Origin of the sequence: Rubrivivax gelatinosus, assembly GCF_004340905.1 — a bacterium.
Lineage (GTDB): Bacteria > Pseudomonadota > Gammaproteobacteria > Burkholderiales > Burkholderiaceae_C > Rubrivivax > Rubrivivax gelatinosus.
In genome coordinates this window covers 119,153-143,273 of the sequence record NZ_SLXD01000003.1, presented here as the reverse complement: position 1 = coordinate 143,273, position 24,121 = coordinate 119,153, and the positions used below count along the sequence as shown (strand labels likewise).

Annotated in this window: 20 protein-coding genes and 1 tRNA gene; 9 read left to right on the top strand and 12 right to left on the bottom strand. The window is 71.4% G+C overall.

Features of this window, described 5'->3' with window-relative positions:
* Positions 1-5: 5 nt before the first annotated feature.
* The gene (locus tag EV684_RS06210) at positions 6-3,659 is read right to left on the bottom strand and encodes a PAS domain-containing protein (protein WP_132645342.1); all 3,654 of its coding nucleotides are present in this window, start codon (positions 3,657-3,659) and stop codon (positions 6-8) included.
* A gap of 234 nt (positions 3,660-3,893) precedes the next feature.
* Between EV684_RS06210 and EV684_RS06205 the strand changes: the two genes are divergently transcribed.
* Positions 3,894-4,871 carry a GMP reductase gene (locus EV684_RS06205; RefSeq protein WP_132645341.1) on the top strand — a complete coding sequence of 326 codons (978 nt, stop codon included), beginning with the start codon at positions 3,894-3,896 and terminating at the stop codon, positions 4,869-4,871.
* On the top strand, positions 4,868-6,481 hold the full coding sequence (locus EV684_RS06200) for a tetratricopeptide repeat-containing diguanylate cyclase (RefSeq protein WP_243651069.1): 1,614 nt from the start codon (positions 4,868-4,870) through the stop codon (positions 6,479-6,481). The genes EV684_RS06205 and EV684_RS06200 overlap by 4 nt, the downstream gene beginning before the upstream one ends.
* An 8-nt stretch (positions 6,482-6,489) precedes the next feature.
* Here EV684_RS06200 and EV684_RS06195 read toward each other — a convergent pair whose 3' ends face one another.
* A complete protein-coding gene (locus tag EV684_RS06195) occupies positions 6,490-7,845 on the bottom strand; it encodes a S41 family peptidase (RefSeq protein WP_132645340.1) in 1,356 nt (451 codons plus the stop codon).
* A 108-nt stretch (positions 7,846-7,953) separates the two neighbouring features.
* Between EV684_RS06195 and EV684_RS06190 the strand changes: the two genes are divergently transcribed.
* Complete coding sequence (locus tag EV684_RS06190) at positions 7,954-10,788, top strand: valine--tRNA ligase (RefSeq protein WP_132645339.1); 2,835 nt, start codon at positions 7,954-7,956, stop codon at positions 10,786-10,788.
* Here EV684_RS06190 and EV684_RS06185 read toward each other — a convergent pair.
* Entirely contained in the window at positions 10,730-11,704 is a 975-nt protein-coding gene (locus tag EV684_RS06185; protein WP_132645338.1) for an NAD(P)-dependent oxidoreductase, read from the bottom strand. The two genes, EV684_RS06190 and EV684_RS06185, sit on opposite strands and share 59 nt — an antisense overlap.
* 88 nt (positions 11,705-11,792) lie before the next feature.
* On the opposite strand from EV684_RS06185, the gene galU reads away from it, so the two are divergent.
* On the top strand, positions 11,793-12,659 hold the full coding sequence (galU, locus tag EV684_RS06180) for a UTP--glucose-1-phosphate uridylyltransferase GalU (RefSeq protein WP_132645337.1): 867 nt from the start codon (positions 11,793-11,795) through the stop codon (positions 12,657-12,659).
* Between the two features lie 13 nt (positions 12,660-12,672).
* On the opposite strand, the gene EV684_RS06175 is transcribed toward galU, so the two are convergent.
* From EV684_RS06175 to cysM, 3 genes are read right to left on the bottom strand one after another with little or no spacing between them, the layout of a single operon-like run.
* Positions 12,673-12,909 carry a sulfurtransferase TusA family protein gene (locus tag EV684_RS06175; RefSeq protein ID WP_132645336.1) on the bottom strand — a complete coding sequence of 79 codons (237 nt, stop codon included), beginning with the start codon at positions 12,907-12,909 and terminating at the stop codon, positions 12,673-12,675.
* An 11-nt stretch (positions 12,910-12,920) separates the two neighbouring features.
* Positions 12,921-13,478, bottom strand: coding sequence for an NUDIX domain-containing protein (locus tag EV684_RS06170; RefSeq protein ID WP_132645335.1), 558 nt, complete (start codon positions 13,476-13,478; stop codon positions 12,921-12,923).
* Between the two features lie 6 nt (positions 13,479-13,484).
* Complete coding sequence (cysM, locus tag EV684_RS06165) at positions 13,485-14,405, bottom strand: cysteine synthase CysM (protein ID WP_132645334.1); 921 nt, start codon at positions 14,403-14,405, stop codon at positions 13,485-13,487.
* A 104-nt stretch (positions 14,406-14,509) separates the two neighbouring features.
* Here cysM and EV684_RS06160 point away from each other — a divergent pair.
* Positions 14,510-14,594: transfer RNA gene (locus tag EV684_RS06160), tRNA-Leu, on the top strand.
* Between the two features lie 46 nt (positions 14,595-14,640).
* Complete coding sequence (locus EV684_RS06155; RefSeq protein ID WP_132645333.1) at positions 14,641-15,240, top strand: rhomboid family intramembrane serine protease; 600 nt, start codon at positions 14,641-14,643, stop codon at positions 15,238-15,240.
* 158 nt (positions 15,241-15,398) lie between these two features.
* Here EV684_RS06155 and EV684_RS06150 read toward each other — a convergent pair whose 3' ends face one another.
* Complete coding sequence (locus EV684_RS06150) at positions 15,399-16,277, bottom strand: SDR family oxidoreductase (RefSeq protein ID WP_132645332.1); 879 nt, start codon at positions 16,275-16,277, stop codon at positions 15,399-15,401.
* A gap of 32 nt (positions 16,278-16,309) precedes the next feature.
* On the opposite strand from EV684_RS06150, the gene EV684_RS06145 reads away from it, so the two are divergent.
* The gene (locus EV684_RS06145; protein ID WP_132645331.1) at positions 16,310-17,356 is read left to right on the top strand and encodes a CDP-6-deoxy-delta-3,4-glucoseen reductase; all 1,047 of its coding nucleotides are present in this window, start codon (positions 16,310-16,312) and stop codon (positions 17,354-17,356) included.
* Positions 17,353-18,324, top strand: a complete 972-nt coding sequence (locus EV684_RS06140) for a Bug family tripartite tricarboxylate transporter substrate binding protein (protein WP_132645330.1) — start codon at positions 17,353-17,355, stop codon at positions 18,322-18,324. The genes EV684_RS06145 and EV684_RS06140 overlap by 4 nt, the downstream gene beginning before the upstream one ends.
* Positions 18,325-18,395: 71 nt before the next feature.
* Here EV684_RS06140 and EV684_RS06135 read toward each other — a convergent pair whose 3' ends face one another.
* The 5 genes from EV684_RS06135 to EV684_RS06115 all read right to left on the bottom strand — a co-directional run bounded on the left by EV684_RS06135 (position 18,396) and on the right by EV684_RS06115 (position 23,446).
* Positions 18,396-19,112 carry an ABC transporter ATP-binding protein gene (locus EV684_RS06135; protein WP_242478687.1) on the bottom strand — a complete coding sequence of 239 codons (717 nt, stop codon included), beginning with the start codon at positions 19,110-19,112 and terminating at the stop codon, positions 18,396-18,398.
* Positions 19,113-19,114: 2 nt separating this feature from the next.
* A complete protein-coding gene (locus EV684_RS06130; protein WP_132645329.1) occupies positions 19,115-19,885 on the bottom strand; it encodes an ABC transporter ATP-binding protein in 771 nt (256 codons plus the stop codon).
* An 18-nt stretch (positions 19,886-19,903) separates the two neighbouring features.
* Positions 19,904-20,995 carry a branched-chain amino acid ABC transporter permease gene (locus EV684_RS06125; RefSeq protein WP_132645328.1) on the bottom strand — a complete coding sequence of 364 codons (1,092 nt, stop codon included), beginning with the start codon at positions 20,993-20,995 and terminating at the stop codon, positions 19,904-19,906.
* A gap of 17 nt (positions 20,996-21,012) precedes the next feature.
* On the bottom strand, positions 21,013-21,936 hold the full coding sequence (locus EV684_RS06120) for a branched-chain amino acid ABC transporter permease (protein WP_132645327.1): 924 nt from the start codon (positions 21,934-21,936) through the stop codon (positions 21,013-21,015).
* Between the two features lie 169 nt (positions 21,937-22,105).
* Entirely contained in the window at positions 22,106-23,446 is a 1,341-nt protein-coding gene (locus EV684_RS06115; RefSeq protein WP_132645326.1) for a replication-associated recombination protein A, read from the bottom strand.
* A 136-nt stretch (positions 23,447-23,582) separates the two neighbouring features.
* Here EV684_RS06115 and EV684_RS06110 point away from each other — a divergent pair, with 136 nt between their 5' ends.
* Complete coding sequence (locus EV684_RS06110) at positions 23,583-24,110, top strand: chemotaxis protein CheW (RefSeq protein WP_132645325.1); 528 nt, start codon at positions 23,583-23,585, stop codon at positions 24,108-24,110.
* Positions 24,111-24,121: the final 11 nt, after the last annotated feature.

Here is a 24,121-nt window from a genome sequence, read left to right as displayed (position 1 = left end):
GGATTCTAGGAGTCGCCCTCCCCGGCCAGCACCGCCGCCAGGGCGGGGGCCAGGCGTTCGTAGGCATCCTCCTTGGGCACCACGCGGCGCACGCCGACCGCCGCCGCCTGGGCGTGCAGCGCATCGTCGACGAAACCCGAGCACAGCAGCACCGGCAGCTGCGGCGCCGTGGCCACGATGCGGCGCGCGAGTTCGATGCCCGAGGTGTCGGGCATGTTGTGGTCGGTGACGACGGCATCGAAGCCGCCCGGGCTGCGTTCCAGCAGCGCCAGGGCCTCGCGGCCGGAGTCGCAGACCTGCACGAGGTAACCCGCGCGGCGCAGCAGCTGCCCGTGCACCGCGGCGACGATCGGGTCGTCGTCGACGAGCAGCACGCGGGCGCCCGACGCCGCCGGCCGCGGCGCGGCGGCGGTGCCGGCCGCCGGCGGCGGCGCCGCTGCGGGCGCCTCGGGCGACGGCAGGTAGACGTGGAAGGTGCTGCCAGCGTCCAGCCGGCTCTCGACGCGGATCGCGCCGCCGTGCGCCTGCACGATGCCGTGCACCACCGACAGTCCCAGCCCGGTGCCCTTGCCCACCGGCTTGGTCGTGAAGAAGGGCTCGAAGATGCGCGCGAGCACGTCGGGCGCGATGCCGTGGCCGTCGTCGCGCACCCAGAGGTGGGCCACGGGCCCCTCGGCCAGCGCCGGCTCGCCCTGCGCGCGGGCCTGGCTGGCGTCCAGGCGCTCGAGGCCCACCTCGACACGCCCGCCGGTGGCCGGCAACGCGTGCCAGGCATTGGTCGCCAGGTTCAGCAGCACCTGCTGCAGCTGGGTGCCGTCAACACGCACGGCCACCGGTTCGGACGGCAGCACGGCGTGCAGCTGCACGCCACCGGGCACCATCGCGCGCAGCATGCCCAGCGTCTCCTCGACGACCGGCGCGGCCGGCTGCAGCGTCATCGCGCCGGTCTCGCCGCGGCTGAACTCGAGGATCTTGCGCACCAGCGCCACCGCGCGCAGGCCGGCCTGCATCGCCTGGTCCAGGTGTTCGTGCACCGGGCGCGAGGCCGCGGCGTCCTCGCGCGCCAGCGTCAGCCGCCCGAGGATGCCGGCGAGGATGTTGTTGAAGTCGTGCGCGATGCCGCCGGCCAGCGTGCCGATGGCCTCCATCTTCTGCGTGTCGCGCAGCCGGCGCTCCAGGCGTTCGGCCTCGCGCCGCGCGGTGATGTCGGCGAAGGCGACGACGATGGACTCGAGCCGGCCGTCGTCGTCGTGCAGCGGCACGGCGTTGCACAGCGCCCAGAGCTGGCGGCCGTCGGCACGGCCCACGCCGAGCACCATGTCGGCGACGCGACGGCCGCTGCGCCGGGCCCGCATCGCCGGCAGCTCGTCCTGGGCCAGCGGCTGGCCGTGCTCGTCGACGACCGCCCAGTCGTCGGCGCCGCGCGCCAGCATGGCCTTCACGTCCGGCACTCCGAGCATCTGCAGCGCCGCCGCGTTGGCTTCGCGCACCGACAGGTCCGGTTCGTGCACGACGACCCCGGTCATCAGGTTGTCCAGCAGCGCGCGCAGCCGGCGCTCGCTGGCACGCAGCGCCTCCTCGGCGCGCTTGAGCTCGCCGACGTCGAAGGTCACCGCGAAGTGGCCGCAGACCGCGCCGTCGGCGTCACGGTCGGGCAGCAGGGTGACGAAGGCGTGGCGCTGCTGGCCGTCGGCGGTCTTCAGCGGCAGGTCGAAGCGCACCACCTCGCCGGCCCGCACGCGGCGCAGGTAGGGCAGGCCCAGCCGGTGCAGCGGCTCGCCCAGCACCTCGCTGATCGTGCGCCCGACGACGGTCGCCGGGTCCAGCCCGAACCAGTCGCGGTAGGCGGCGCTGGCGAAGCGGTAGCGGCCCTCCAGGTCCAGCCGCGCCACCGGGCCGGGCAGCGCGTCGGTGATGCCGGCCAGCAGCCGTTCGCGTTCGCGCAGCGCCTGGCGTGCGACGTAGCGCTCGGTGACGTCGCTGAAGACCAGCACGACGCCGGAGATGGCGCCGTCGTCGCCGGGAATCGGCGCCGCGCTGTCCTCGATGAACAGGCGCCGGCCGTCGCGCGCCAGCAGCGCGGTGTCGTTGGCCAGCTCGACGATGCGGCCGGTGGCGATGACCTGCTCGGCCGGGTTGGCGACCGTCTCGCCGCTGCGCTGGTTGACGATGCGGAACACCTCGACCAGCGGCCGCCCCAGCGCCTCCACCTCGGGCCAGCCGGTCAGGCGTTCGGCCGTCGTGTTCATGCGCGTGACGCGGGTCTCGCGGTCGGTGACGATGACGCCGTCGCCGATCGACCGCAAGGTGATCGCCAGCCGGCGCTCGCTGGCGGCCAGCGCCTGCTGCTCGCGCATGCGTTTGTCGATGTCCAGCAGCGTGCCCGTCATGCGCAGCGGTCGGCCGTCGGCGCCGCGCAGCAGCACCTTGCCGCGGTCGAGCACCCAGATCCAGCGGCCGTCGGCGTGGCGCAGGCGGTAGATCGCCTCGTAGGACGGGCTGCGGCCCTCGAGGTGGCGCCGCTCGGTGGCGATGACGGTCTCGCGGTCGTCGGGGTGCAGGCGCTCGAGCCAGACCGCACGCATGTCGCGGCCGTCCGGAGGCGGCAGCCCCAGGATCTCGCACCAGCGGGCGTTGACGGTGCCATGGTCGAGCCGCCAGTCGTTGTCCCACAGGCCCAGGTCGGCGCCGCGCAAGGCCAGCTCGAGCCGCTCGCCCTCGACCCTCAGCCGGTCCATCGCCTCGCGCTGGCGGCGTTGCATCAGCGCCAGCCCCGCGGCAGCGACCAGCGACACGGCGAGAAAGCCCGCGGCGACCAGCAGTGTCTGCGTGCGCCAGGGCTCGAGCACCGCATCGACGTTGCGGCTGGTGGCGAACTCGATTTGGCCGTCCAGCGGCAGCATCGGCGCGCGCAGCGTGGTCAGCGCGAACAGCCGCTCGTCGGTCGACAGCGCGCTGTGTGCACGCTGCACGCTGGTGTCCTGCCCGCTGTCGCGGTGGGCGACGAAGGCCGGGCTGCTGCGCAGGAGATCGATCTGGGCGAGGTCGGCCCGCGGCGGCTCGGTCAGCAGCAGGCGGCCGCCGCCATGGGCCAGCGCGATACGCATGTCCGCGGCGTAGCGCACGGCGCCGAAGACGGCACGCGCGTGCGCCGCATCGAGCTCGGTGGCCAGCCAGCCGCCGTCGGGCATCGGCAGCAGCATCAGCAGGCGACGCCGGCCGCGCTCGTCCTCGTCGGGCGGCAGCAGCACCAGGCGGTCGCTCGCGCGGGCCGTCGGCAGCGGACCGACGCGGCTGTGCTCGGGCAGCACGCGGCTGGCGGCGAGGACACGGCCGTGCGCGTCCAGGCGCAGCACGTCACCGACGGCGGGCGTCGACTCGGCGAAGGCCTTCAGGCGGCCGGAGGCCTGTCCCGGCGTGGCGGCCAACTCCGAACGCAGGGCGACCAGCGCGCTGCGGGCGGCGCCGACCTGCAGCGCCAGGACCTGGCGCACGGCAACGGCCTGGTCGGCGAGCCGGGCGCCTTCGGCGGCCAGGGCGTCGTCGCGGGCGCGAAGGCGCAGCGCGCCGAGCGAGAAGGCGACGACGAGCAGGAGCAGGGCGAGGGCCAGTCGCTCCTGCCGCAGCCGCTGGGTCAGCGCGTCGAGGGCGGTGTTCATGTGCAATCCGGCCCGTCCCTGGCCGGTCGCTCTGTGACGCCGCAGCGTAACACGTGGTGACAGCGACGGCCCGCGCACAAGTCCACCACGCGCCGTCTCCGGACGCCGCTGCGTAGAATCGGTCACCGGACTCGATTTCTTGCGTCCGGCACACCGGCCGCCATGTCAGGACGCGCCCGCCGCCGGCGCGCTGCAGCCGGGTCCATCGCCTCTCACGGATCACGGAGCCCGGCCTTGGAAATCTTCGACTACGACAACATCCTGCTGCTGCCGCGCAAATGCCGCGTCGACAGCCGCAGCGAGTGCGACCCCTCGATCGTCTTCGGCGGGCGCCGCTTCAACCTGCCGGCGGTGCCGGCGAACATGAAGACGGTGCTCGACGAGACGATCGCCGAGACGCTCGCCGCGTCCGGCCACTTCTACGTCATGCACCGCTTCGACCTCGACAGCGTCGATTTCGCGCGGCGCATGCGCGACAAGGGCCTGTTCGTGTCGATCAGCTCGGGCGTCAAGCCGCACGACCACGAGACCATCGACCGCCTGGCGGCCGACGGCGTCGGCGCCGACTACATCACGATCGACATCGCCCACGGCCACGCCGAGAGCGTGCGCAAGACGATCGAGCACATCAAGACGCGGCTGCCGCAGGCTTTCGTCATCGCCGGCAACGTCGCCACGCCCGAGGCCGTGATCGACCTCGAGAACTGGGGCGCCGACGCGACCAAGGTCGGCGTCGGCCCGGGCAAGGTCTGCATCACCAAGCTGAAGACCGGCTTTGGCACCGGCGGCTGGCAGCTGTCGGCGCTGAAGTGGTGCGCGCGCGTGGCGACCAAGCCCATCATCGCCGACGGCGGCATCCGCCACCACGGCGACATCGCCAAGAGCGTGCGCTTCGGCGCGACGATGGTGATGATCGGCTCGCTCTTCGCCGGCCACGAGGAGAGCCCCGGCCAGACCGTCGAGGTCGACGGCAAGCTCTACAAGGAGTACTACGGCTCGGCCAGCGACTTCAACAAGGGCGAATACAAGCACGTCGAGGGCAAGCGCATCCTCGAGCCGATCAAGGGCCGCCTGGCCGACACGCTGCGCGAGATGCGCGAGGACCTGCAGAGCTCGATCAGCTACGCCGGCGGGCGCACGCTGGCCGACCTGAAGAAGGTCAACTACGTGATCCTGGGCGGCGAGAACGCCGGCGAACACCTGTTCATGTGAACACGCTGGCCGCCCCGCAGCGCGAGGACGCGGACGTCGAGGCCGACGTCCGCATGGCCGGCGGCCTGCTGGCCGAGGCCGAGACGCTGTACTACACGCAGCCTGCGGCGACGCTGCGCCTGGCCGACGAGGCGCTGTCACTGGCCGGCCCGCTGCCGATGGCCACGCTGGCCGCGGCGCGGCGCGTGCGCGGCCTGGCGCTGAGCTTCCTGGGCCGCCACGCCGAGGCGCTGGACGAGCTGCAGGCCGCACGCGGCCTGGTGCCCCCGGGCGAGCTGCTGCTGGAGTGCCAGGTGCTGCGCGCGCTGGCCATCGCCAGCGACGAGGCCGGCGTGCTCGACGTCGCGCTGGACTGGGGCTCGCAGGCCGCCGCCGTCGCGCGCACGCTGGCCGACCCGGTGCAGCTCGCCAGCACCCTGCTCAGCGTCGGCGTCGTGCTGTCCAAGGGCGGCGACCCGGAGGCCGGCCTCGTGCAGTACCGCGAGGCGCTGGCGCTGTACGAGCAGGCCGGCGACCCGACACGCAGCGTCAACGTGCTCAACAACATGGGCATCAACTGCAAGAACCTCGGCCGGCACGAGGAGGCGCTGCAGCACCTGCGCCGGGCCATCGAGATCGACGAGAACCAAGCGCAGCCCGGGGGCGCGCGCATCATCGCCGGGCTCAACAGCGTCGAGCCGCTGCTGGCGCTGGGGCGGCGCGACGAGGCGCGCGCCGTGCTGGCCGGCGTGGTGCCGGCGGCGCAGGCGGCGGGCTACCCGAACGCCGAGTGCTTCGGCCTCGTGCTGCAGGGCGAGCTGCAGGCGGCCGACGGCGACGAAGCCGGCTCGCGCCGCTCGCTCGAACGGGCGGCCGAGGTCGCGGCACAGCGCGGCGCCGGCCAGCACGCCGCACGCGTGCACAAGGCCTTGTGGGCGCTGCACAAGAAGGCCGGCCGCTTCGAGGACGCGCTGGCCCACCACGAGGCGCTGCACGCCGCCGAGCGGGCGCAGTTCAACGAGGAGTCCGACCGCAAGCTGCGCGCGCTGCAGGTGCAGTTCGACCTCGCCCGCGCGCGCCACGACGCGGCGATGGCGCGGCTGGAGAGCGCGCGCCTGGCCGAGCAGACACGCACCGACGCGCTGACCGGCGTGGCCAACCGCCGCCAGCTCGACGAGCGCCTGCGCGACGAATACGCGCGCGCCGCGCGCCACGGCCACGCACTGGCGGTGGCGATGATCGACATCGACGACTTCAAGCGCATCAACGACCGCCACGGCCACGCCATCGGCGACGCCGTGCTGCGCGATGTCGCGGCGCTGCTGCGCCTGCACTGCCGCGACATCGACCTCGTCGCCCGCTACGGCGGCGAGGAGTTCTGCGTCGTTTTCGTCGAGGCCTCGGCGAACGACGCGCTGCGCGCCTGCGAGGCGATGCGCGCGGCCGTCGAGGCGCACGACTGGTCGGCCGTCGAGCCGCAGCTGCAGCGCGTGACGCTGTCGATGGGCCTGGCCGAGCGCGAGGAGGCCGACGGCCGCCAGGCGCTGCTGGCCGCCGCCGACGCCCGGCTCTACGAGGCCAAGCGCAGCGGCAAGAACCGCGTCGTGCCCGGCGTGCAGCCGGGCGCCTGAACGCGGCTTCAGCGCGCGATCATCCCGCGGCGCTCGTCGGGCTCGGGCGTGCGCCAGCCGCTGCCGCGCAGCGTCGCGGCCCGCGCCGTGCTGCTCGCCGGGCAGGCGCCGGAGTCGGCGTAGGTGGCCGCCGCGGCCAGCAGCGGCTCGCTGGCACCGCCCAGCGTGCGCGTGAAGTCCTCGGCCACGGCGCAGGTCGGCGCGAAGCCGTCGAAGTAGCGCCCTTCGTTGCGCGCGTTGACCGACTCGAAGTTCACGACGCTGTAGGTGCTGCCGCAGCCGTCGTCCTCGGGCAGGAAGCCCACCGGCTTGCCGCAGGTCGTGTCGCCGATCGCGACGACCTCGATGCCGACGCCGCGCAGGCCGTTGATGACCTGTTCGCTGGCCGAGCAGGTGCGCGGGCCGACGAGCACGAACACGCGCGAGACGCCCGCCGCCGACGACGGGTTCTGGAACGCGAAGGTCTGGTTCTCGTCCTGGTGGCGGTCGTTGTAGAGCAGCCGGGCGTAGGCCTGCCCCGACTTGGCCGCCCCCGTGACGTAGGAGGCCACCGTCGCGCCCACCGACACCAGCCCGCCGCCGTTGTAGCGCAGGTCGAGCACGACCTCGTCGACGCCGGCGGTGGCGAAGGACGCGAAGGCCTGGGCCAGCGGCGTGTTCACCTGCGAGATCATGTCCTTGACGGCGACGTAGCCCAGCTTGCGCCCGCCGGTGGTCGTCAGCACGGTCGTCACCGGCACCGGCGTCAGCGCGTACTCGGTGGCCGTCAGCGTGACGCTGCGCGTTGCGCCGTCGCGGCGCAGCAGCATCGTGATCGTGTCGCCGGTCCCGCCGGCGGTCAGCACCGAGAAGCTGCCATCGGCGATCAGCTCGGCGGCGCTGACGCCGTCGATCGAGACGATCTCGTCGCCACGCGCGACGCCACGCGCCGCGGCGTCCGAGCGGGCCTCAACGGCCCGCACGTACAGCGGCTGGTCGGGCCGGTCCTCGACCTCGAGCCCGGCGACCGAGACGCCGTAGCCCATCGTGCGGCCCTCGCCCCAGAAGCGGTTGAAGTCCTCGGTGCTGTCGTAGTAGCTCCAGCGGTCGGCGGGGAAGTCGGCGCTGCTGCCGGTGTACAGCAGCGCGTCGAAGTAGCTCTCCAGCGTCGAGTAGCCCGAGGGCGAGGGGCTGGGCGAGATCTGGTACCAGAAGTACCAGTCGTCCATGTAGTCGCGCAGCCAGACCTGGCGCGAGCGCACCGTGCAGTCCTCGGCCCCGTCGCTGCCGCCCCCGCCGCCTCCGCAGGCGGCGAGCACGGCCGGCAGCAGTGCGAGCGCGGCACGGCGCAGGACGGCGGACAGCGGACGGGAGGCGTGGCTCATGGGCGGAACTCCAGAGGGGGCGGCAACCTACAATCCCGATCTTCCCCCAATCGTCCGCCCGCGCGCGCCGTCCGTGCGCGCCGCGGCGTTCTTCCGCCGACGAGCCCCATGCCCGAACTCGCCAAGTCGTTCGAACCTGCCGCCATCGAAGCCCGCTGGGCCCCGATCTGGGAGGCCAGCGGCGCGCACGCGCCCACGCTGGACCCGTCCAGGCCCTCGTTCTGCGTCCAGCTGCCGCCGCCCAACGTCACCGGCACGCTGCACATGGGGCACGCGTTCAACCAGACGATCATGGACTCGCTGACGCGCTACCACCGGATGCGCGGCGACAACACGCTCTGGGTGCCGGGCACCGACCACGCCGGCATCGCCACGCAGATCGTCGTCGAGCGCCAGCTGCAGGAAGCAGGCCAGTCGCGCCACGAACTCGGCCGCAAGAACTTCGTCGCCCGCGTCTGGGACTGGAAACACGCCTCGGGCGCGACGATCACGCGCCAGATGCGCCGCATGGGCGACAGCGTCAGCTGGGACCACGAGTACTTCACGATGGACGACAAGCTCTCGCGCGTCGTCACCGAGACCTTCGTGCGCCTCTATGACGAAGGCCTGATCTACCGCGGCCAGCGCCTGGTGAGCTGGGACCCGGTGCTGCAGTCGGCGGTCTCGGACCTGGAGGTCGCCAGCGAAGAGGAAGACGGCTTCCTCTGGCACATCCGCTACCCGCTGGAAGACGGCTCGGGCAGCCTGGTCGTCGCGACGACGCGGCCCGAGACCATGCTCGGCGACACCGCGGTGATGGTGCACCCCGAGGACGAGCGCTACACGGCGCTGATCGGCAAGCGCGTCAAGCTGCCGCTCACCGAGCGCACGATCCCGGTCATCGCCGACGCCTACGTCGACCGCGAATTCGGCACCGGCGTCGTCAAGGTGACGCCGGCGCACGACGCCAACGACTACGCCGTCGGCCAGCGCCACGGCCTGCCGTCGATCGGCGTGCTGACGCTCAAGGCGACGATCAACGACCACGCGCCCGTGGCCTACCGCGGCCTGGACCGCTTCGAGGCACGCAAGCGCGTCGTCGCCGACCTCGACGCGCTGGGCCTGCTGGTCGAGACCAAGAAACACCGCCTGATGGTGCCGCGCTGCGAACGCACCGGCCAGATCGTCGAGCCGATGCTGACCGACCAGTGGTTCGTCGCCGTCAACAAGCCCGGCGCCGACGGCAAGAGCATCGCCGCCAAGGCGATCGACGCCGTGTCCTCGGGCCAGGTGCGTTTCGTGCCCGAGCAGTGGGTCAACACCTACAACCACTGGATGAACAACATCCAGGACTGGTGCATCAGCCGCCAGCTCTGGTGGGGCCACCAGATCCCGGCCTGGTACGGCACGGGCGGCGAGCTCTTCGTCGCGCGCAGCGAGGACGAAGCGCGCGCGCGCGCCGCGGCCGCCGGCTACACCGGTGAACTGAAGCGCGACGAAGACGTGCTCGACACCTGGTACTCGTCGGCGCTGGTGCCGTTCTCGACGCTGGGCTGGCCCGAGAAGACCGTCGAGCAGGACCTGTTCCTGCCGTCTTCGGTGCTCGTCACCGGCTTCGACATCATCTTCTTCTGGGTCGCCCGGATGATCATGATGACCACGCACTTCACCGGCAAGGTGCCGTTCCGCGACGTCTACATCCACGGCCTGGTGCGCGACGCGCAGGGCAAGAAGATGAGCAAGAGCGAAGGCAACGTGCTCGACCCGGTCGACCTGATCGACGGCATCGAGCTGCCGGCGCTGCTGGACAAGCGCACCACCGGCCTGCGCCGCCCCGAGACCGCGCCGCGCGTGCGCAAGGAGACCGAGAAGGAGTTCCCGGCCGGCATCCCCGCCTTCGGCGCCGACGCGCTGCGCTTCACGATGGCGAGTTACGCCAGCCTCGGGCGCAACATCAACTTCGACTCCAAGCGCTGCGAGGGCTACCGCAACTTCTGCAACAAGCTCTGGAACGCCACGCGTTTCGTGCTGATGAACTGCGAAGGCCAGGACTGCGGTCTCGGCGAGCAGGCCGACGCGGCCTGCGCCAGCGGCAGCTGCAGCGAGTACATGACGTTCTCGCCGGCCGACCGCTGGATCGTCGGCGAGCTGCAGCGTGTCGAGCAGGCGGTGGCCCAGGGCTTCACCGAGTACCGCCTGGACAACGTCGCCAACACGATCTACGCCTTCGTCTGGGACGAGTACTGCGACTGGTACCTCGAGATCGCCAAGGTGCAGATCGCCACCGGCGACGCCGCCGCCCAGCGCGCGACGCGTCGCACGCTGATCCGCGTGCTCGAGACCGTGCTTCGCCTGCTGCACCCGATCGCGCCCTTCATCACCGCCGAGTTGTGGGACACGGTGGCCCCGGTGGCCGGCCGCAAGGTGGCCGACTCGGTGGCCGGCGCGCCCTACCCCGTCGCCCAGCCGGAGAAGATCGACGCCGCGGCCGACGAATGGGTCGCGCGGCTGAAGGCGGTGGTCGGTGTCGTGCGCAACCTGCGCAGCGAGATGAACCTGTCACCCGGCGAACGCGTGCCGCTGGTGGCCTATGGCGACGCCGCGTTCGTCGACGCCGCGTCGCCGCTGCTGAAGGCGCTGGCGCGCCTGGCCGAGGTGCGCATGCCGGCGGATGAAGCCGCCTTCGCCGCCGCGACCCAGGCCGCACCGGTGGCGCTGGCCGGCGGGCTGCGCCTGGCGCTGCACGTGGAGATCGACGTCGAGGCCGAGCTCGCGCGCCTGGGCAAGGAGATCACGCGGCTGGAAGGCGAGATCACGAAGGCGCGCGCCAAGCTCGCCAACGAGAACTTCGTCGCGCGCGCGCCGGCGGCCGTGGTCGAGCAGGAAACGGCTCGGCTGGACGGCTTCACGCAGGCGCTGGACCGCCTGCAAGCCCAGCGAGCACGTCTGGCACCGTCTCGCTGAAGGCTGCCTGGGGGTCGGCGACCCCCAGCAGCGCGTCGATCCGGCGCACCAGCGCCCAGGCGCCGCGGGCACGCGCCTCGCGCGTGGACGGCGCCAGACGGGACGTGACGTGCAAGGTGTCGACGCCGCTCAGCGGACGTCCGATGTCCAGCCAGCCGGGCTCCAGCCGGTCGAACCAGGCGGCGGCAATGCGCCCGCTGCGCAGTGCCGCGGCCAGTGCCTGCTCGTCGAACAGCGCCGCGGGCGACAGGCAGACCAGCACCTGGTCGCGCTTGCAGCTCTCCAGCAGGCGCTCGCCGAGCAGGCCGTGGTAACGCGAGTAGTAGGCCAGCAGCACGACGACGACGTCGCAGGTCTCGAGCAGCTCGGCCAGCGGCACCGCGCGGATGCCCGCCTGGCGCCAGGCGACGTCCGAGGCGTGCAGCGCGGGGTCGTAGCCGACGACACGCGCGCCGAAGTTGCCCGCCAGCTGCGACAGCAGCCGCGCCGTCGGCGACATGCCGACGATGCCCACCGTCGACGAGGACAGCTCGCGGCCGACGTAGACGCCGTGGCCCTCGTGCACCGGCACGCGGCGCAGCAGCTGCAGCATCGCGGCGGTGGCGAACTCGGCCTCGGCCACCGACCCCGCGCCGGCCGGCTGCACGACGGCGATGCCGGCGCTCTCGCAGGCGATCAGGTCGATCGTGCCGGGGCCGCCCTCGAGCCGGCCGACCGCACGCAGCGCCGGCGCCGACATCAGCGTGCGTGCGTCCATCGGCATCGACGCCGGCACGACCACGGCACGCGCCTGCGCGAGCAGCGCCTCGAAACGTCGCGGCTCCGCGGCGAGCGACGGGTCCAGATGTACGGCACGCCGCTTGCCAAGCCAGTCGAGCGCCCGCTGCTCCAGCGGCTCGACGATCAGCACGTCCATGGCGGAAACAGGCACTGACATGAGCCGGGTTGGACGCCTCGGGTCACGTGCCAGAATGAATTCGAATCAACTCATTGTATGTAACCAAATGTTGGTCAAGAAGGCAATATTCCCGGTCGCCGGCCTCGGCACGCGATTCCTTCCGGCGACCAAGGCGCAGCCCAAGGAGATGCTGCCGGTCGTCGACAAGCCGCTGATCCAGTACGCCGTCGAGGAGGCTTACGCCGCCGGCGTGCGCGAGATGATCTTCGTCACCGGCCGCCACAAGCGCCCGATCGAGGACCACTTCGACATGACTTTCGAGCTCGAAGTGGCGCTGGAGCAGGCCAACAAGAAGGAGCTGCTGGACGTCGTGCACAGCGTCAAGCCCGACGACATGGAGTGCATCTACGTGCGCCAGGCGCAGGCGCTGGGCCTGGGCCACGCGGTGCTGTGCGGGCGGCGGCTGGTCGGCAACGAGCCGTTCGCGGTGCTGCTGGCCGACGACCTGATGGTCGGCCAGCCGCCGGTGCTCAAGCAGATGGTCGACCAGTTCGGCGAGTGGCGCGCCTCGATCCTGGCGGTGCAGGAAGTGCCGGCCGAACAGACACGCCGCTACGGCATCGTCGACGGCACGGCGATCAACGACCGCATCGTCGACGTCACGCGCATCGTCGAGAAGCCGGCGCCCGAGGACGCGCCGTCGCGCCTGGGTGTCGCCGGCCGCTACATCCTGACGCCGGGCGTGTTCCACGAGATCATGAGCCAGCCGCGCGGCGTCGGCGGCGAGATCCAGCTCACCGACGGCATCGCCAGCCTGCTGCGGCGCGAGAAGGTCTTCGCCTACCGCTACGAAGGCAAACGTTTCGACTGCGGCAGCAAGGAAGGTTTCCTGCAGGCGAACGTCGAACTCGCGCTCGCGCACCCGGATCTCGGCCCGGGCTTCCGCGACTACCTGCGCGGGCTGGAACTCTGAAGACCCGGCGGCCTCAGCGCCGCCGCAGCCAGTGCACGAACTCGGCGCCCTCGGCGTGCTGGTCGACGAGTTCGTTGCCGGTCTGGCGCGAGAAGGCCTGGAAGTCGCGCATCGAGCCGGGGTCGGTGGCGACGACCTTCAGCACCTCGCCGCTGGCCATCGTGGCCAGCATCTTCTTGGCCTTCAGGATGGGCAGCGGACAGCTGAGCCCGCGGGTGTCGAGTTCCTTGTCGAAAGGCAGAGCGTCCATCGGGCCGGATTCTAGGCGGCCGACGTCGCCGTCTCGCGCGGCGGCCAGTCGATGAACACCGGCTCGTGGCCACGCGAACGCAGCCAGTCGGCCAGCGCGTAGCCGGTGCCGGCGGGCCAGCAGCGCACCTCGGCGGGCTCGAACAGCCGGTACTCGGCGAGTTCGGGCGACAGCCGGATCTCGCCGCGCGCCGTCGCGTGCCAGGCGATGATCACCTGGTTCAAACGCTGGAAGTCGTAGACGCCGACCAGGTCGAGCGTCTCGACGACGAGACCGGTCTCCTCGGCGACCTCGCGGCGGATGCCATCCTGGGCGCTCTCGCCGGCCTCCATGAAGCCGGTGATCAGCGCGAACAGGCGCCCTGACCAGGCGGCGTTGCGCGCCAGCAGCAGCCGGCCGCCGCGGTCGGCGCATTCGACGATCGCCGCCAGCACCGGCGTCGGGTTGTTCCAGTGGGTCCAGCCGCAGGCCGGGCAGCGCCGCCGCGCCTTCGGGCCGCCGTCCTCGTCCAGCGTGATCCAGGCCAGCGCCGTGCCGCAGCGCAGGCAGAAGCGGGCCTCCTCGTCCACGGCGGCTCAGGCGGGGAAGACGCCGGTGGACAGGTAGCGGTCGCCGCGGTCGCAGACGACGAAGACGATCGTCGCGTTCTCGACCGTGCGCGCGAGCTGCAGCGCGACCCAGCAGGCGCCGGCCGCCGAGATGCCGCCGAACAAACCTTCCTCGCGCGCCAGGCGGCGCGCCATGTCCTCGGCGTCGGCCTGGCTGACAAGCACCGTCTCGTCGACCGCCGCCGGGTCGTAGATCTTCGGCAGGTAGGCCTCGGGCCACTTGCGGATGCCGGGGATGCGCGAGCCGTCGGCCGGCTGCGCGCCGACGATGCGCACCGCCGGGTTGCGCTCCTTCAGGTAGCGCGAGACGCCGGTGATCGTGCCGGTGGTGCCCATCGCACTGACGAAGTGCGTGATGCGCCCGCCGGTCTGCTCCCACAGCTCGGGGCCGGTGCTCTCGTAGTGCACACGCGGGTTGTCGGCGTTGGCGAACTGGTCGAGCACGCGGCCCTTGCCGTCGCGCTGCAGGCGTTCGGCCAGGTCGCGCGCGTACTCCATGCCCCCCGAACGCGGCGTCAGGATGAGTTCGGCGCCGAAGGCCTTCATCGTCTGCGCACGTTCGATCGACAGGTCCTCCGGCATGATCAGCACGAGCCGGTAGCCGCGGATCGCCGCAGCCATCGCCAGCGCGATGCCGGTGTTGCCGGAGGTGGCTTCGATCAGGGTGTCGCCGGGCTTGATGTCGCCGCGCTCCTCGGCACGACGGATCATGCTGATCGCCGGCCGGTCCTTGACCGAGCCGGCCGGGTTGTGGCCCTCCAGCTTGCCGAGGATGACGTTGCCGCGCGCGGCGCCGTCTGCGCCGGGCAGGCGCTGCAGCCGCACGAGCGGCGTGCGTCCGATCGCTTCTTCCAGGGTCGGATAGGCCTGGGCGGCCGTTGGGTCCATCGTCTTCGCTCCTCTGCGGCATTGTGGCAGCGCCCACGCCCGGACGCCGGAACCCTGCATGACATAATCATTCGAACCCGGGCGAGCCCAGCGCCGCCCCGCGCGCCCGCGTGACGAAATCGGTAGACGTAGCGGATTCAAAATCCGCCGCCGCAAGGCGTGCCAGTTCGAGTCTGGCCGCGGGCACCATCCCACCCCGACCGTTTCCGCCGGGCGTGCCCGTCCGGCCCGATCCATGCCGCCGCTTCCCCCGGTCACCAAGACGCTGATCCTGATCTGCACGGCGGTGTTCTGCCTGCAGACCTTCGTGCCGCAATCGCTGACGATGTGGCTGGCACTGTGGCCCGTCGGCAGCGGCCTCTTCGGCCCCTGGCAGGTCGTCACCTACGCCTTCCTGCACGGTGGCCTGTTCCACCTGTTCTTCAACATGCTGGGGCTGTGGATGTTCGGCTCGGAGCTGGAGCGTGTCTGGGGCCAGAAGCGCTACCTGCAGTTCCTGCTCGCCGGCGCGCTGGCCGCGGCCGTGGCGCAGATGGCGGTGACGGCACTGACCGGCTCGCAGAACCCGACGATCGGCGCCTCGGGTGCGCTGTTCGCGCTGCTGCTGGCTTTCGGCATGCTCTTCCCGAACCGGCAGGTGATGCTGCTGATCCCGCCGATCCCGATGAAGGCACGCACCTTCGTCGTCGTCTTCGGCGCGCTGGAACTGCTGCTGGGCTTCATGGACCGCGGCGACATCGCCCACTTCGCCCACCTGGGCGGCATGGTCGGCGGCTTCCTGATGATCCGCTACTGGCGGCGCCAGCCGCCTTTCGGCGGCCGCCGGAGGCGCTAGAGAACCCTGCGGCTTTGCCGCAGGGTCTCTAGCCTCCGGCTCTGAACGTTGGGCTCCCCCGAGCCCCCTCCACGAAGGGGCTCCAGCTTGTTCAACGACACCCTCCAGCCTCCCTCCTGGAGGGAGGCTCCAGATGGTTTGACGAAGTCTCGTAGGGCTCAGCCCTTGGAGGCCAAACCTTCCACGACCGTCGGGTAGCGCAGCACGACATGCAGCTCGCGCTTGAGGCGCGTGTTGTCGAGGCGGCGCGACTCGCCCATGAAGCTCAGGGTCATCGCGCCCAGCGTGCGCCGGGCTTCTTCCAGCGACACGCGGCGCGGCGCCGGCAGGCCGGCGAGGCGGGCCACGAGTTCGTAATAGTCGCCCATCGTGAACTCGCCGTCGTCGCTGGCGTGATAAACGCGCTGCGGCGCGGCGCGCAGCAGCGCGGCGACGCAGATGCGCGCCAGGTCGTCGGCGTGCACGTGGTTGGTGTACGGGTCGTGCGGCGGCAGCAGCAGCGGCGCGCCGCGGCGCACGCGCTCGCGCGGGTCGCCGCCTTCGCGGTCGGGGGCGTAGATGCCCGGCACACGCAGCACCGCGACCCGCACGCCGTGACGGCGGCCGAAGCGCCGCACCTGTTCCTCGGCGTCGACACGCCGCCGGGCGCGTGGCGTGGCCGGCGCGACGGCGCGTGTCTCGTCGAAGCGTGCACCGCCGGCGTCGCCATAGACGCCGGTGGTGCTGGCGTAGACCAGCGTGCGCACGCGGCCGGCGCGCGCCAGCGCCTGCAGCAGCGCCCGGGTGCGCGGGTCGCCCTCGCCTTCGCCGGGCGGTGGCGCCAGGTGCAGCACGTGGTCGGCCAGGCCGGCCAGGCGGCCGAGCGTCGCCGGGTGGTCGAGGTTGCCGACCAGCGGCACCGCGCCCGCCGCACGCAGCGCGGGCATGCGTTCGGGCGAGGACGTGAGCGCCAGCACGCGCCAGCGGCCGGCCAGCCGCTTCAGGACGCGGCAGCCGACGTCGCCGCAGCCGACGATGAGCAAGGTGGGACGGGGCACAATGACGGGTTAGTTTACGTGTGCCGCCTGCCATGAGTTTCAGAGTCAAGGTCGAGCCCGCCGGGGTCGAGTTCGAGGTCCAGCGCGACGAGACGATGCTCGCCGCCGCCATCCGCCAGGGCGTGGGCCTGCCCTACGGCTGCCGCGACGGCGCCTGCGGCTCGTGCAAGTGCCGCCTGCTCGACGGCCGCGTCACGCACGGCGCGCACCAGCGCAAGGCGCTGACGCCCGAGGAAGAGGCCGCCGGCCAGATCCTCAGCTGCTGCGCGGTGCCGCTGACCGACTGCGCCGTCGAGGCCCGCGGCGTGCCCGCCGCCGGCCAGTTCCCGGTGCTGAAGATGCCGGTGCGTGTGCTCGCGATCGAACGCGCCGCGGCCGACGTCGCGCTGCTGAAGCTGCAGCTGCCGGCCAACCAGAACCTGCAGTACCGCGCCGGCCAGTACGTCGAGTTCATCCTGCGCGACGGCGCGCGCCGCGCCTACAGCATCGCCAACGCCCCGCAGCAGCTCGGCGAGCCGCCGGCCATCGAGCTGCACATCCGCCACATGCCGGGCGGCAAGTTCACCGACCACGTCTTCGGCGCGATGAAGGAGCGCGAGATCCTGCGCCTGGAAGGCCCGCTGGGCAGCTTCTTCCTGCGCACCGACAGCGCCAAGCCCATCGTGCTGCTGGCCAGCGGAACCGGCTTCGCGCCGGTGAAGGCGATCCTCGAGCAGATGCGGCTGGAGAAGATCGAGCGCCCGGTCGTGCTGTACTGGGGCTGCCGCCGCCGCGCCGACCTGTACCGCCACGACTGGTGCGTCCAAGCCGCGGCGGCGATGCCGAACCTGCACTACGTGCCGGTGCTCTCCGAGCCCACGGCCGACGACGCCTGGGACGGCCGCACCGGCTTCGTGCACCAGGCCGTGATGGCCGACTGGCCCGACCTGTCGGGCCACCAGGTCTACGCCTGCGGCACGCCGGCGATGGTGGAAGCCGCGCAGCGCGACTTCGTCGCCCGCTGCGGCCTGCCGGCCGACGAGTTCTACGCCGACTCCTTCACCTCGGAGGCCGACAAACACGGCCCGACCGCCCGATGATCTCCCGCCGCCACCTGCTCGCGGCCGGCGCGCTGGCCGCCACCGGCGCCCCGGCGTTCGCCGCCGACAACCGCCCGATCCGCCTCGTCGTGCCCTACCCGCCCGGCGGCCCGCTGGACACCGTCGCGCGCGCGCTGGCCGAACGCGCCAGGGACGGCCTGGGGCTGGTCGTCGTCGAGAACAAACCCGGCGCCGGCGGCAACCTCGGCGCCGACTACGTGGCCCGCAGCGCGCCCGACGGCCACACGATCGTGATGGGCGCGGTCGCCACGCACGCCATCAATCCCTGGCTGTTCGCGAAGCTGCCTTACGACCCGGTGCGCGACTTCACGCCCATCACGCTCGTGGCCCAGGTGCCCAACGTCCTGGTGATGAACGCCGGGACCGCGGCGCGGCTGAAGATCGCCACGCTGACTGACTTCCTGGCCTACGCCCGGCGCAACCCCGGCAAGCTGAACTACGGCTCGGGCGGCAACGGCAGCGCCGGCCACCTCGCCGGCGAGATGCTCAAGTCCCTGGCCCGCATCTACGCCGTGCACATTCCCTACGGCGGCGCGGCGCCGGCGCAGCTCGCGCTACTGGGCGGCCAGGTCGACTTCAACATCGACAACCTGGCCGCGGCCTCGGGCAACATCCGCAACGGCAAGCTGAAGGCGCTGGCGGTGACGACGGCGCGCCGCGCAAGCGCGATGCCCGAGCTGCCGACGGCCATCGAGGCCGGCCTGCCGGGCTTCGACATCAGCACCTGGTTCGGCCTCTTCGGCCCGGCCCGCCTGCCGCAGGACACCACGCTGCGGCTGAACAAGGCCTTCACCGACGCGCTGGCGACGCCGGAGCTGAAGTCGCGCATGGCGACGCTGATGATCGAGCCGGCGCCGACGACGCCCGAACAGTTCGCGGCCTTCGTCAAGACCGAGCTGGCCAAGTACCAGAAGGTCGTCAAGCTGTCGGGCGCCCAGGTCGACTGAACGCCGCAAACGACGAGGCCGCCCGAAGGCGGCCTCGTCCGTCAGCCGACGCCTCGCGGCGCCGGAGGGCATCACTCGCCGAGATAGGCGGCGCGCACCTTCGGGTCGTTGAGCAGCGCCTTGGCATCGCCGGTCATCGTGATCTCGCCCGAATCCATCACGTAGCCGCGGTTGGCCAGGCCGAGCGCGCGGCTGGCGTTCTGCTCGACCAGCAGCACCGTCGTGCCGCGCTGGTGGATGTCGTTGACGACCTCGAAGATCTTGTCGACCATGATCGGCGACAGGCCCATCGAGGGCTCGTCGAGCAGCAGCACCTTGGGGCGCGCCATCAGCGCGCGGCCCATCGCGAGCATCTGCTGCTCGCCGCCGGACATCGTGCCGGCGAGCTGGTTGCGGCGCTCCTTCAGGCGCGGGAAGAGCACGAACACCTTCTCGATGTCGGCGTCGATCTCGTTGTCGTTGCGGATGAAGGCGCCCATCTGCAGGTTCTCGACGATCGTCATGCGCGTGAAGGTGCCGCGGCCTTCGGGCACCATCACCAGGCCCTGCTTGACCAGGTCCCAGGCGCCCTGCCCGCGGATGCTGCGGCCCAGGTATTCGATCGTGCCCTCGGCCACCGGCTGGGTGCCGGTCACCGCCTTCAGCGTCGTCGTCTTGCCGGCGCCGTTGGCGCCGATCAGGCTCACCAGTTCACCCTGGTGGACCTCGAAGTTCACGCCCTTGACGGCCTGGATGCCGCCGTAGGCCACCTTCAGGCCGGTGACCTTCAACATCGTCGTGGTGCTCATGCTCAGTGTCCGCCCGCGCCCAGGTAGGCCTCGATGACCTTCTCGTTCTTCTGCACGTCCGCCGGGGTGCCCTCGGCGATCTGCTTGCCGTAGTCGAGCACGGTGACGCGGTCGCACAGCCCCATGACCAGCTTCACGTCGTGCTCGATGAGCAGGATCGTGCGGCCGTCGCGGCGGATGCGGTCGATCAGCTCGCGCAGCACGACCTTCTCGGTCGCGTTCATGCCCGCGGCGGGCTCGTCCAGCGCGATCAGCTTCGGGTCGGTGGCCAGCGCGCGAGCGATCTCCAGCCGGCGCTGGTCGCCGTAGGACAGCGTGCGCGCCTTGTACTCGGCGTACTTGCCGATGCCGACGTAGTCCAGCAGCTCCTTGGCACGCGCGGCGATCTCGGCCTCCTCGCGCTTGAAGCCGGCGGTGCGGAACACCGCGCCGCCCAGGCCCGAGCGCGTGCGCACGTGGCGCCCGACCATCACGTTCTCCAGCGCCGTCATCTCGGCGAAGAGGCGGATGTTCTGGAAGGTGCGGGCGATGCCCGCCTTGGCGACGAGGTGCACCGCGCTGGGCTTGTAGGACTCGCCCCCGAGCTCGAACGTGCCCGCGTCGGGGATGTACAGGCCGGTGATGACGTTGAAGAACGTCGTCTTGCCGGCGCCGTTGGGGCCGATGAGGCCGTAGACCTGGCCCTTGCGGATCTCGATGCCGACGTCCGACAGGGCCTGCAGCCCGCCGAAGCGCTTGGAGACGCCTTGAACCTTGAGAATCGTTTCCGACATGTCGCTTCGCGTCCCTTCTCAGCGCATCAGCTTGGTGACCGGCCGCGGCGCGGCCTTGCCGTGTTCGGGCGAGGGCCACAGGCCGCGCGGACGCAGCAACATGATGGAGATCATCGCCAGCGCGATCAGCAGCTGGCGCAGGATGGCGGCATCGAGCCGCCCGCCGGTCATCTCCTGCAGCGGGCCGGCGACGTAACGCAGCACCTCGGGCAGCGCCGCCAGCAGCACCGCGCCCAGGATGACGCCGGGGATGTGGCCCAGGCCGCCGAGCACGATCATCGCGACGATCATCACGCTCTCCTGCAGCGAGAACGACTCCGGCGAGACGAAGCCCTGGAACGACGCGAACATCGAGCCCGAGACGCCGCCGAAGGTGGCGCCCATGCCGAAGGCCAGCAGCTTCATGTTGCGCGTGTTGATGCCCATCGCCTTGGCGGCGATCTCGTCTTCGCGGATCGCCATCCAGGCGCGGCCGATGCGCGAGCGCTCCAGGCGGTAGCTGATCAGCACGCTGAAGATCACCAGGGCCAGGAACAGGTAGTAGTACAGCGTGACCGCCGGGATCGTGAAGTCGCCGATCGTCAGCGCCTTGCCGAACTCGAAGCCGAACAGGTTCATCGAGTCGATGCGGTCCAGCCCGCGCGGCCCGTTGGTGATGTTCACCGGGTACTCCAGGTTGTTCATGAACACCCGGATGATTTCGCCGAAGCCCAGCGTGACGATCGCCAGGTAGTCGCCGCGCAGCTTGAGCACCGGCGTGCCCAGCAGCACGCCCGCCAGTGCCGCCAATCCCGCCGCCAACGGGATGACCAGCCAGATCGGCGTGTGCAGCCCGTTGGGGAAGGCGCTGGCGATCCACTCGAAGTTCTCCGTCAGGTGCGGAGACGCGAGCAGCGCGTACATGTAGGCGCCGACGGCGTAGAACGCGACGTAGCCCAGGTCGAGCAGGCCGGCGTAGCCGACGACGATGTTCAGGCCCAGCGCCAGCAGCACGTACAGCAGCGCCAGCGCGAGGATGCGCACCCAGCCCTGGCCGAACTGCTGCGCGAACAGCGGCAGCGCCAGCAGTGCCAGGGCGGCGATGATGAATAGGAAGAGCTTGTTCTTCATGGGAATCGACCCGGAACTCAGGCGCGGTCGGCGACGCGTTCGCCGAGCAGGCCGGCGGGACGCAGCGTGAGCACGAGGATCAGCGCGACGAAGGCGAAGATGTCGGCGTAGTGGCTGCCGAGCACGCCGCCGGTGAGGTCACCGAGGTAGCCCGCGCCGATGGCTTCGACGAGGCCCAGCAGCAGGCCGCCGACCACCGCGCCGGCGAGGTTGCCGATGCCGCCCAGCACCGCCGCCGTGAAGGCCTTCAGGCCGGGCAGGAAGCCCATCGAGTGCTGCACCGTGCCGTAGTTGGCGGCCCACATCACGCCGGCGACGGCGGCCAGCGTCGCGCCGATGATGAAGGTGGCCGAGATCACCATGTCGGGGCGCACGCCCATCAGCGTCGCGACACGCGGGTTCTCGGCGGTGGCGCGCATGGCGCGGCCGAGCTTGGTGCGGTTGACCAGGTACATCAGCGACGACAGGATGACCGCGGTGAGCCCCAGGATCAGGCACTGCGTGACGGTGATGACCGGGCCGCCGAGGTCGATCGGATCGGTCGGCAGCAGCAGCGGATAAGGCTTGGGGTTGGGCTTCCAGATGATCATCGCGACGGTCTGCAGCAGCAGACTCATGCCCATCGCGGTGATCAGCGGAGCCAGCCGGGGCGCGCTGCGAAGCGGCTTGTAGGCCAGCTTCTCGATCGTGAAGTTCAGCGTCGAGCAGATGAGGATCGCCACGGGCAGCGAGATCAGCATCATCGCCCAGCCCGGCAGACCCGAGTCGGCCAGCAGGGTGACGACGGTCCAGCTCGTCAGCGCGCCCACCATCAACACCTCGCCGTGCGCGAAGTTGATCAGATTGATGATGCCGTAGACCATCGTATAGCCCAACGCCACCAGCGCGTACATGCTGCCGAGCACCAGACCGTTGATGATCTGCTGGAAGAATGTTTCCATCGAAAGGGAGTCTCCGGGGGTGATCCGCGCGGTCGTCCCGCGCGCCGTGTCGAGAGCTAGCAAGAACTCGGCCGGATCATCTCAATTTGTATGTAAAGCGAGGTTCCCTGACCCCGGCGACGCCGGCCGGCCGTCGCGCAAGGGCGCGATTCTCGCTCGAAAATTCGCATCAATCGGAGGTAGTCGCCGCATCGTCCAAAGCACGAAGTTCTGCTAGGCGATCGGCGATGCGCGCCTCCAGGCCCCGGCCCGCGGGGGCGTAGAAGCGCCGCCCGACCAGGCCGTCGGGCAGGTAGCGCTCGCCCGCGGCGTAGCCTTCGGGCTCGTCGTGGGCATAGCGGTAGTCGCGGCCATGGCCGAGCGACTTCATCAGCTGGGTCGGCGCGTTGCGCAGATGGTCCGGCACCGGACGGCTGACGTCGCTGCGCACCAGCGCACGCACCTCGTTCCAGGCCTTGTAGACGGCGTTGGACTTGGGCGTGATCGCGAGATAGACCACGGCCTCGGCGAGCGCCAGTTCGCCCTCGGGCGAACCGAGGCGCTCGTAGACCTCGGCGGCGTCGAGCGCCAGGCGCAGCGCGCGCGGATCGGCCAGGCCGATGTCCTCGGCGGCCATGCGCACGATGCGGCGGGCGGCGTAGCGCGGGTCGGCGCCGCCGTCGAGCAGGCGCGCGAGCCAGTAGATCGCGGCGTCGGGGTCGGAGCCGCGCACCGACTTGTGCAGCGCCGAGATCGTGTCGAAGAACTGGTCGCCGCCCTTGTCGTAGCGGCGCAGCAGTTCACCGAGCGCACGCTCCAGCGCGGCCTCGTCGAGTTCGGCCACGTCGCCGGCGGTCGCGACCAGGTTCTCGTAGGCGTTGAGCAGCCGGCGCGCGTCGCCGTCGGCGTGGGCGACGAGGCGCGCGCGCGCGGCATCGGTCAGCGGCGGCGCGCCCAGCAGCGTGCGGGCGCGGTCCAGCAGCGTGCCCAGGTCCTCGTCGGCCAAGGGCTTCAGCACATGCACCGTGGCGCGCGAGAGCAGCGCCGAGTTGACCTCGAACGACGGGTTCTCGGTCGTCGCGCCGATGAAGGTGAACAGGCCCGACTCGACGTGCGGCAGGAAGGCGTCCTGTTGCGCCTTGTTGAAGCGGTGCACTTCGTCGACGAAGACGATGGTGGCCTGGCCGCGACGGCGGGCATCCTTGGCCTGCTCGACCGCCTCGCGGATGTCCTTGACGCCGGCCAGCACCGCCGAGAGCACCAGGAACTGCGCATCGACCGTGCCGGCGACCAGGCGCGCGAGCGTCGTCTTGCCGACGCCCGGCGGTCCCCAGAGGATCATCGACGGGATGCGGCCGCTCTCGAAGGCCACGCGCAGCGGCCGGCCAGGGCCCAGCAGGTGCTGCTGGCCGATGACCTCGGCCAGCGTGCGCGGGCGCAGCCGCTCGGCCAGCGGCGCGCCGGGTTGCGCCGCGGCGGACTGCCGCGGTGGCGGCGGCTCGTCGGCGAACAGGGAGTCCTGAGCGTCCATGGCCGATTGTCGCCGAGCGGGAATTGGGAGCCGCCGGCGGCGCTTATCACGGCATCACCCCCTGCAGGCGCTGGCCAGAATCGCCGCCACGGCGGCCGCGACCGGGCGCCGAACGAGACCTGCTCCAGGAGCCCGCATGAGCCTCGCCCTTGACCGCCCCGCCGCCGCGACCGACAGCCCGCAGGACGCGACGGCACTCCACGCCCGCGAGTACCTCTCGTTCAAGCTCGGTGCCGAGGAGTACGGCATCGACATCCTGAAGGTGCAGGAGATCCGCGGCTACGAACCCCCGACCCGCATTGCCAACGCGCCGCTGTTCATCAAGGGCGTCGTCAACCTGCGCGGCGTGATCGTGCCGGTGGTCGACATGCGGCTGCGCTTCGGCCTGGCCGATGCCGAGTACAACGGCTTCACCGTCGTCATCATCCTCGACGTCGCCGGCCGCACGGTGGGCATCGTGGTCGACTCGGTCAGCGACGTGCTCGAACTGGGCAGCGGACAGGTCAGGCCGGCGCCCGAGTTCAGCGCCGCCGTCGACGCGAGCTACATCACGGGCCTGGGCACGCTGAAGACCGGCGACGACGAGCGCCTGCTGATCCTGCTGGACATCGAGGCGCTGGTGCGCAGCCCGGACATGGGGCTGATGGACGCCGAGCCCTTCTGAAGCCGGCCGCT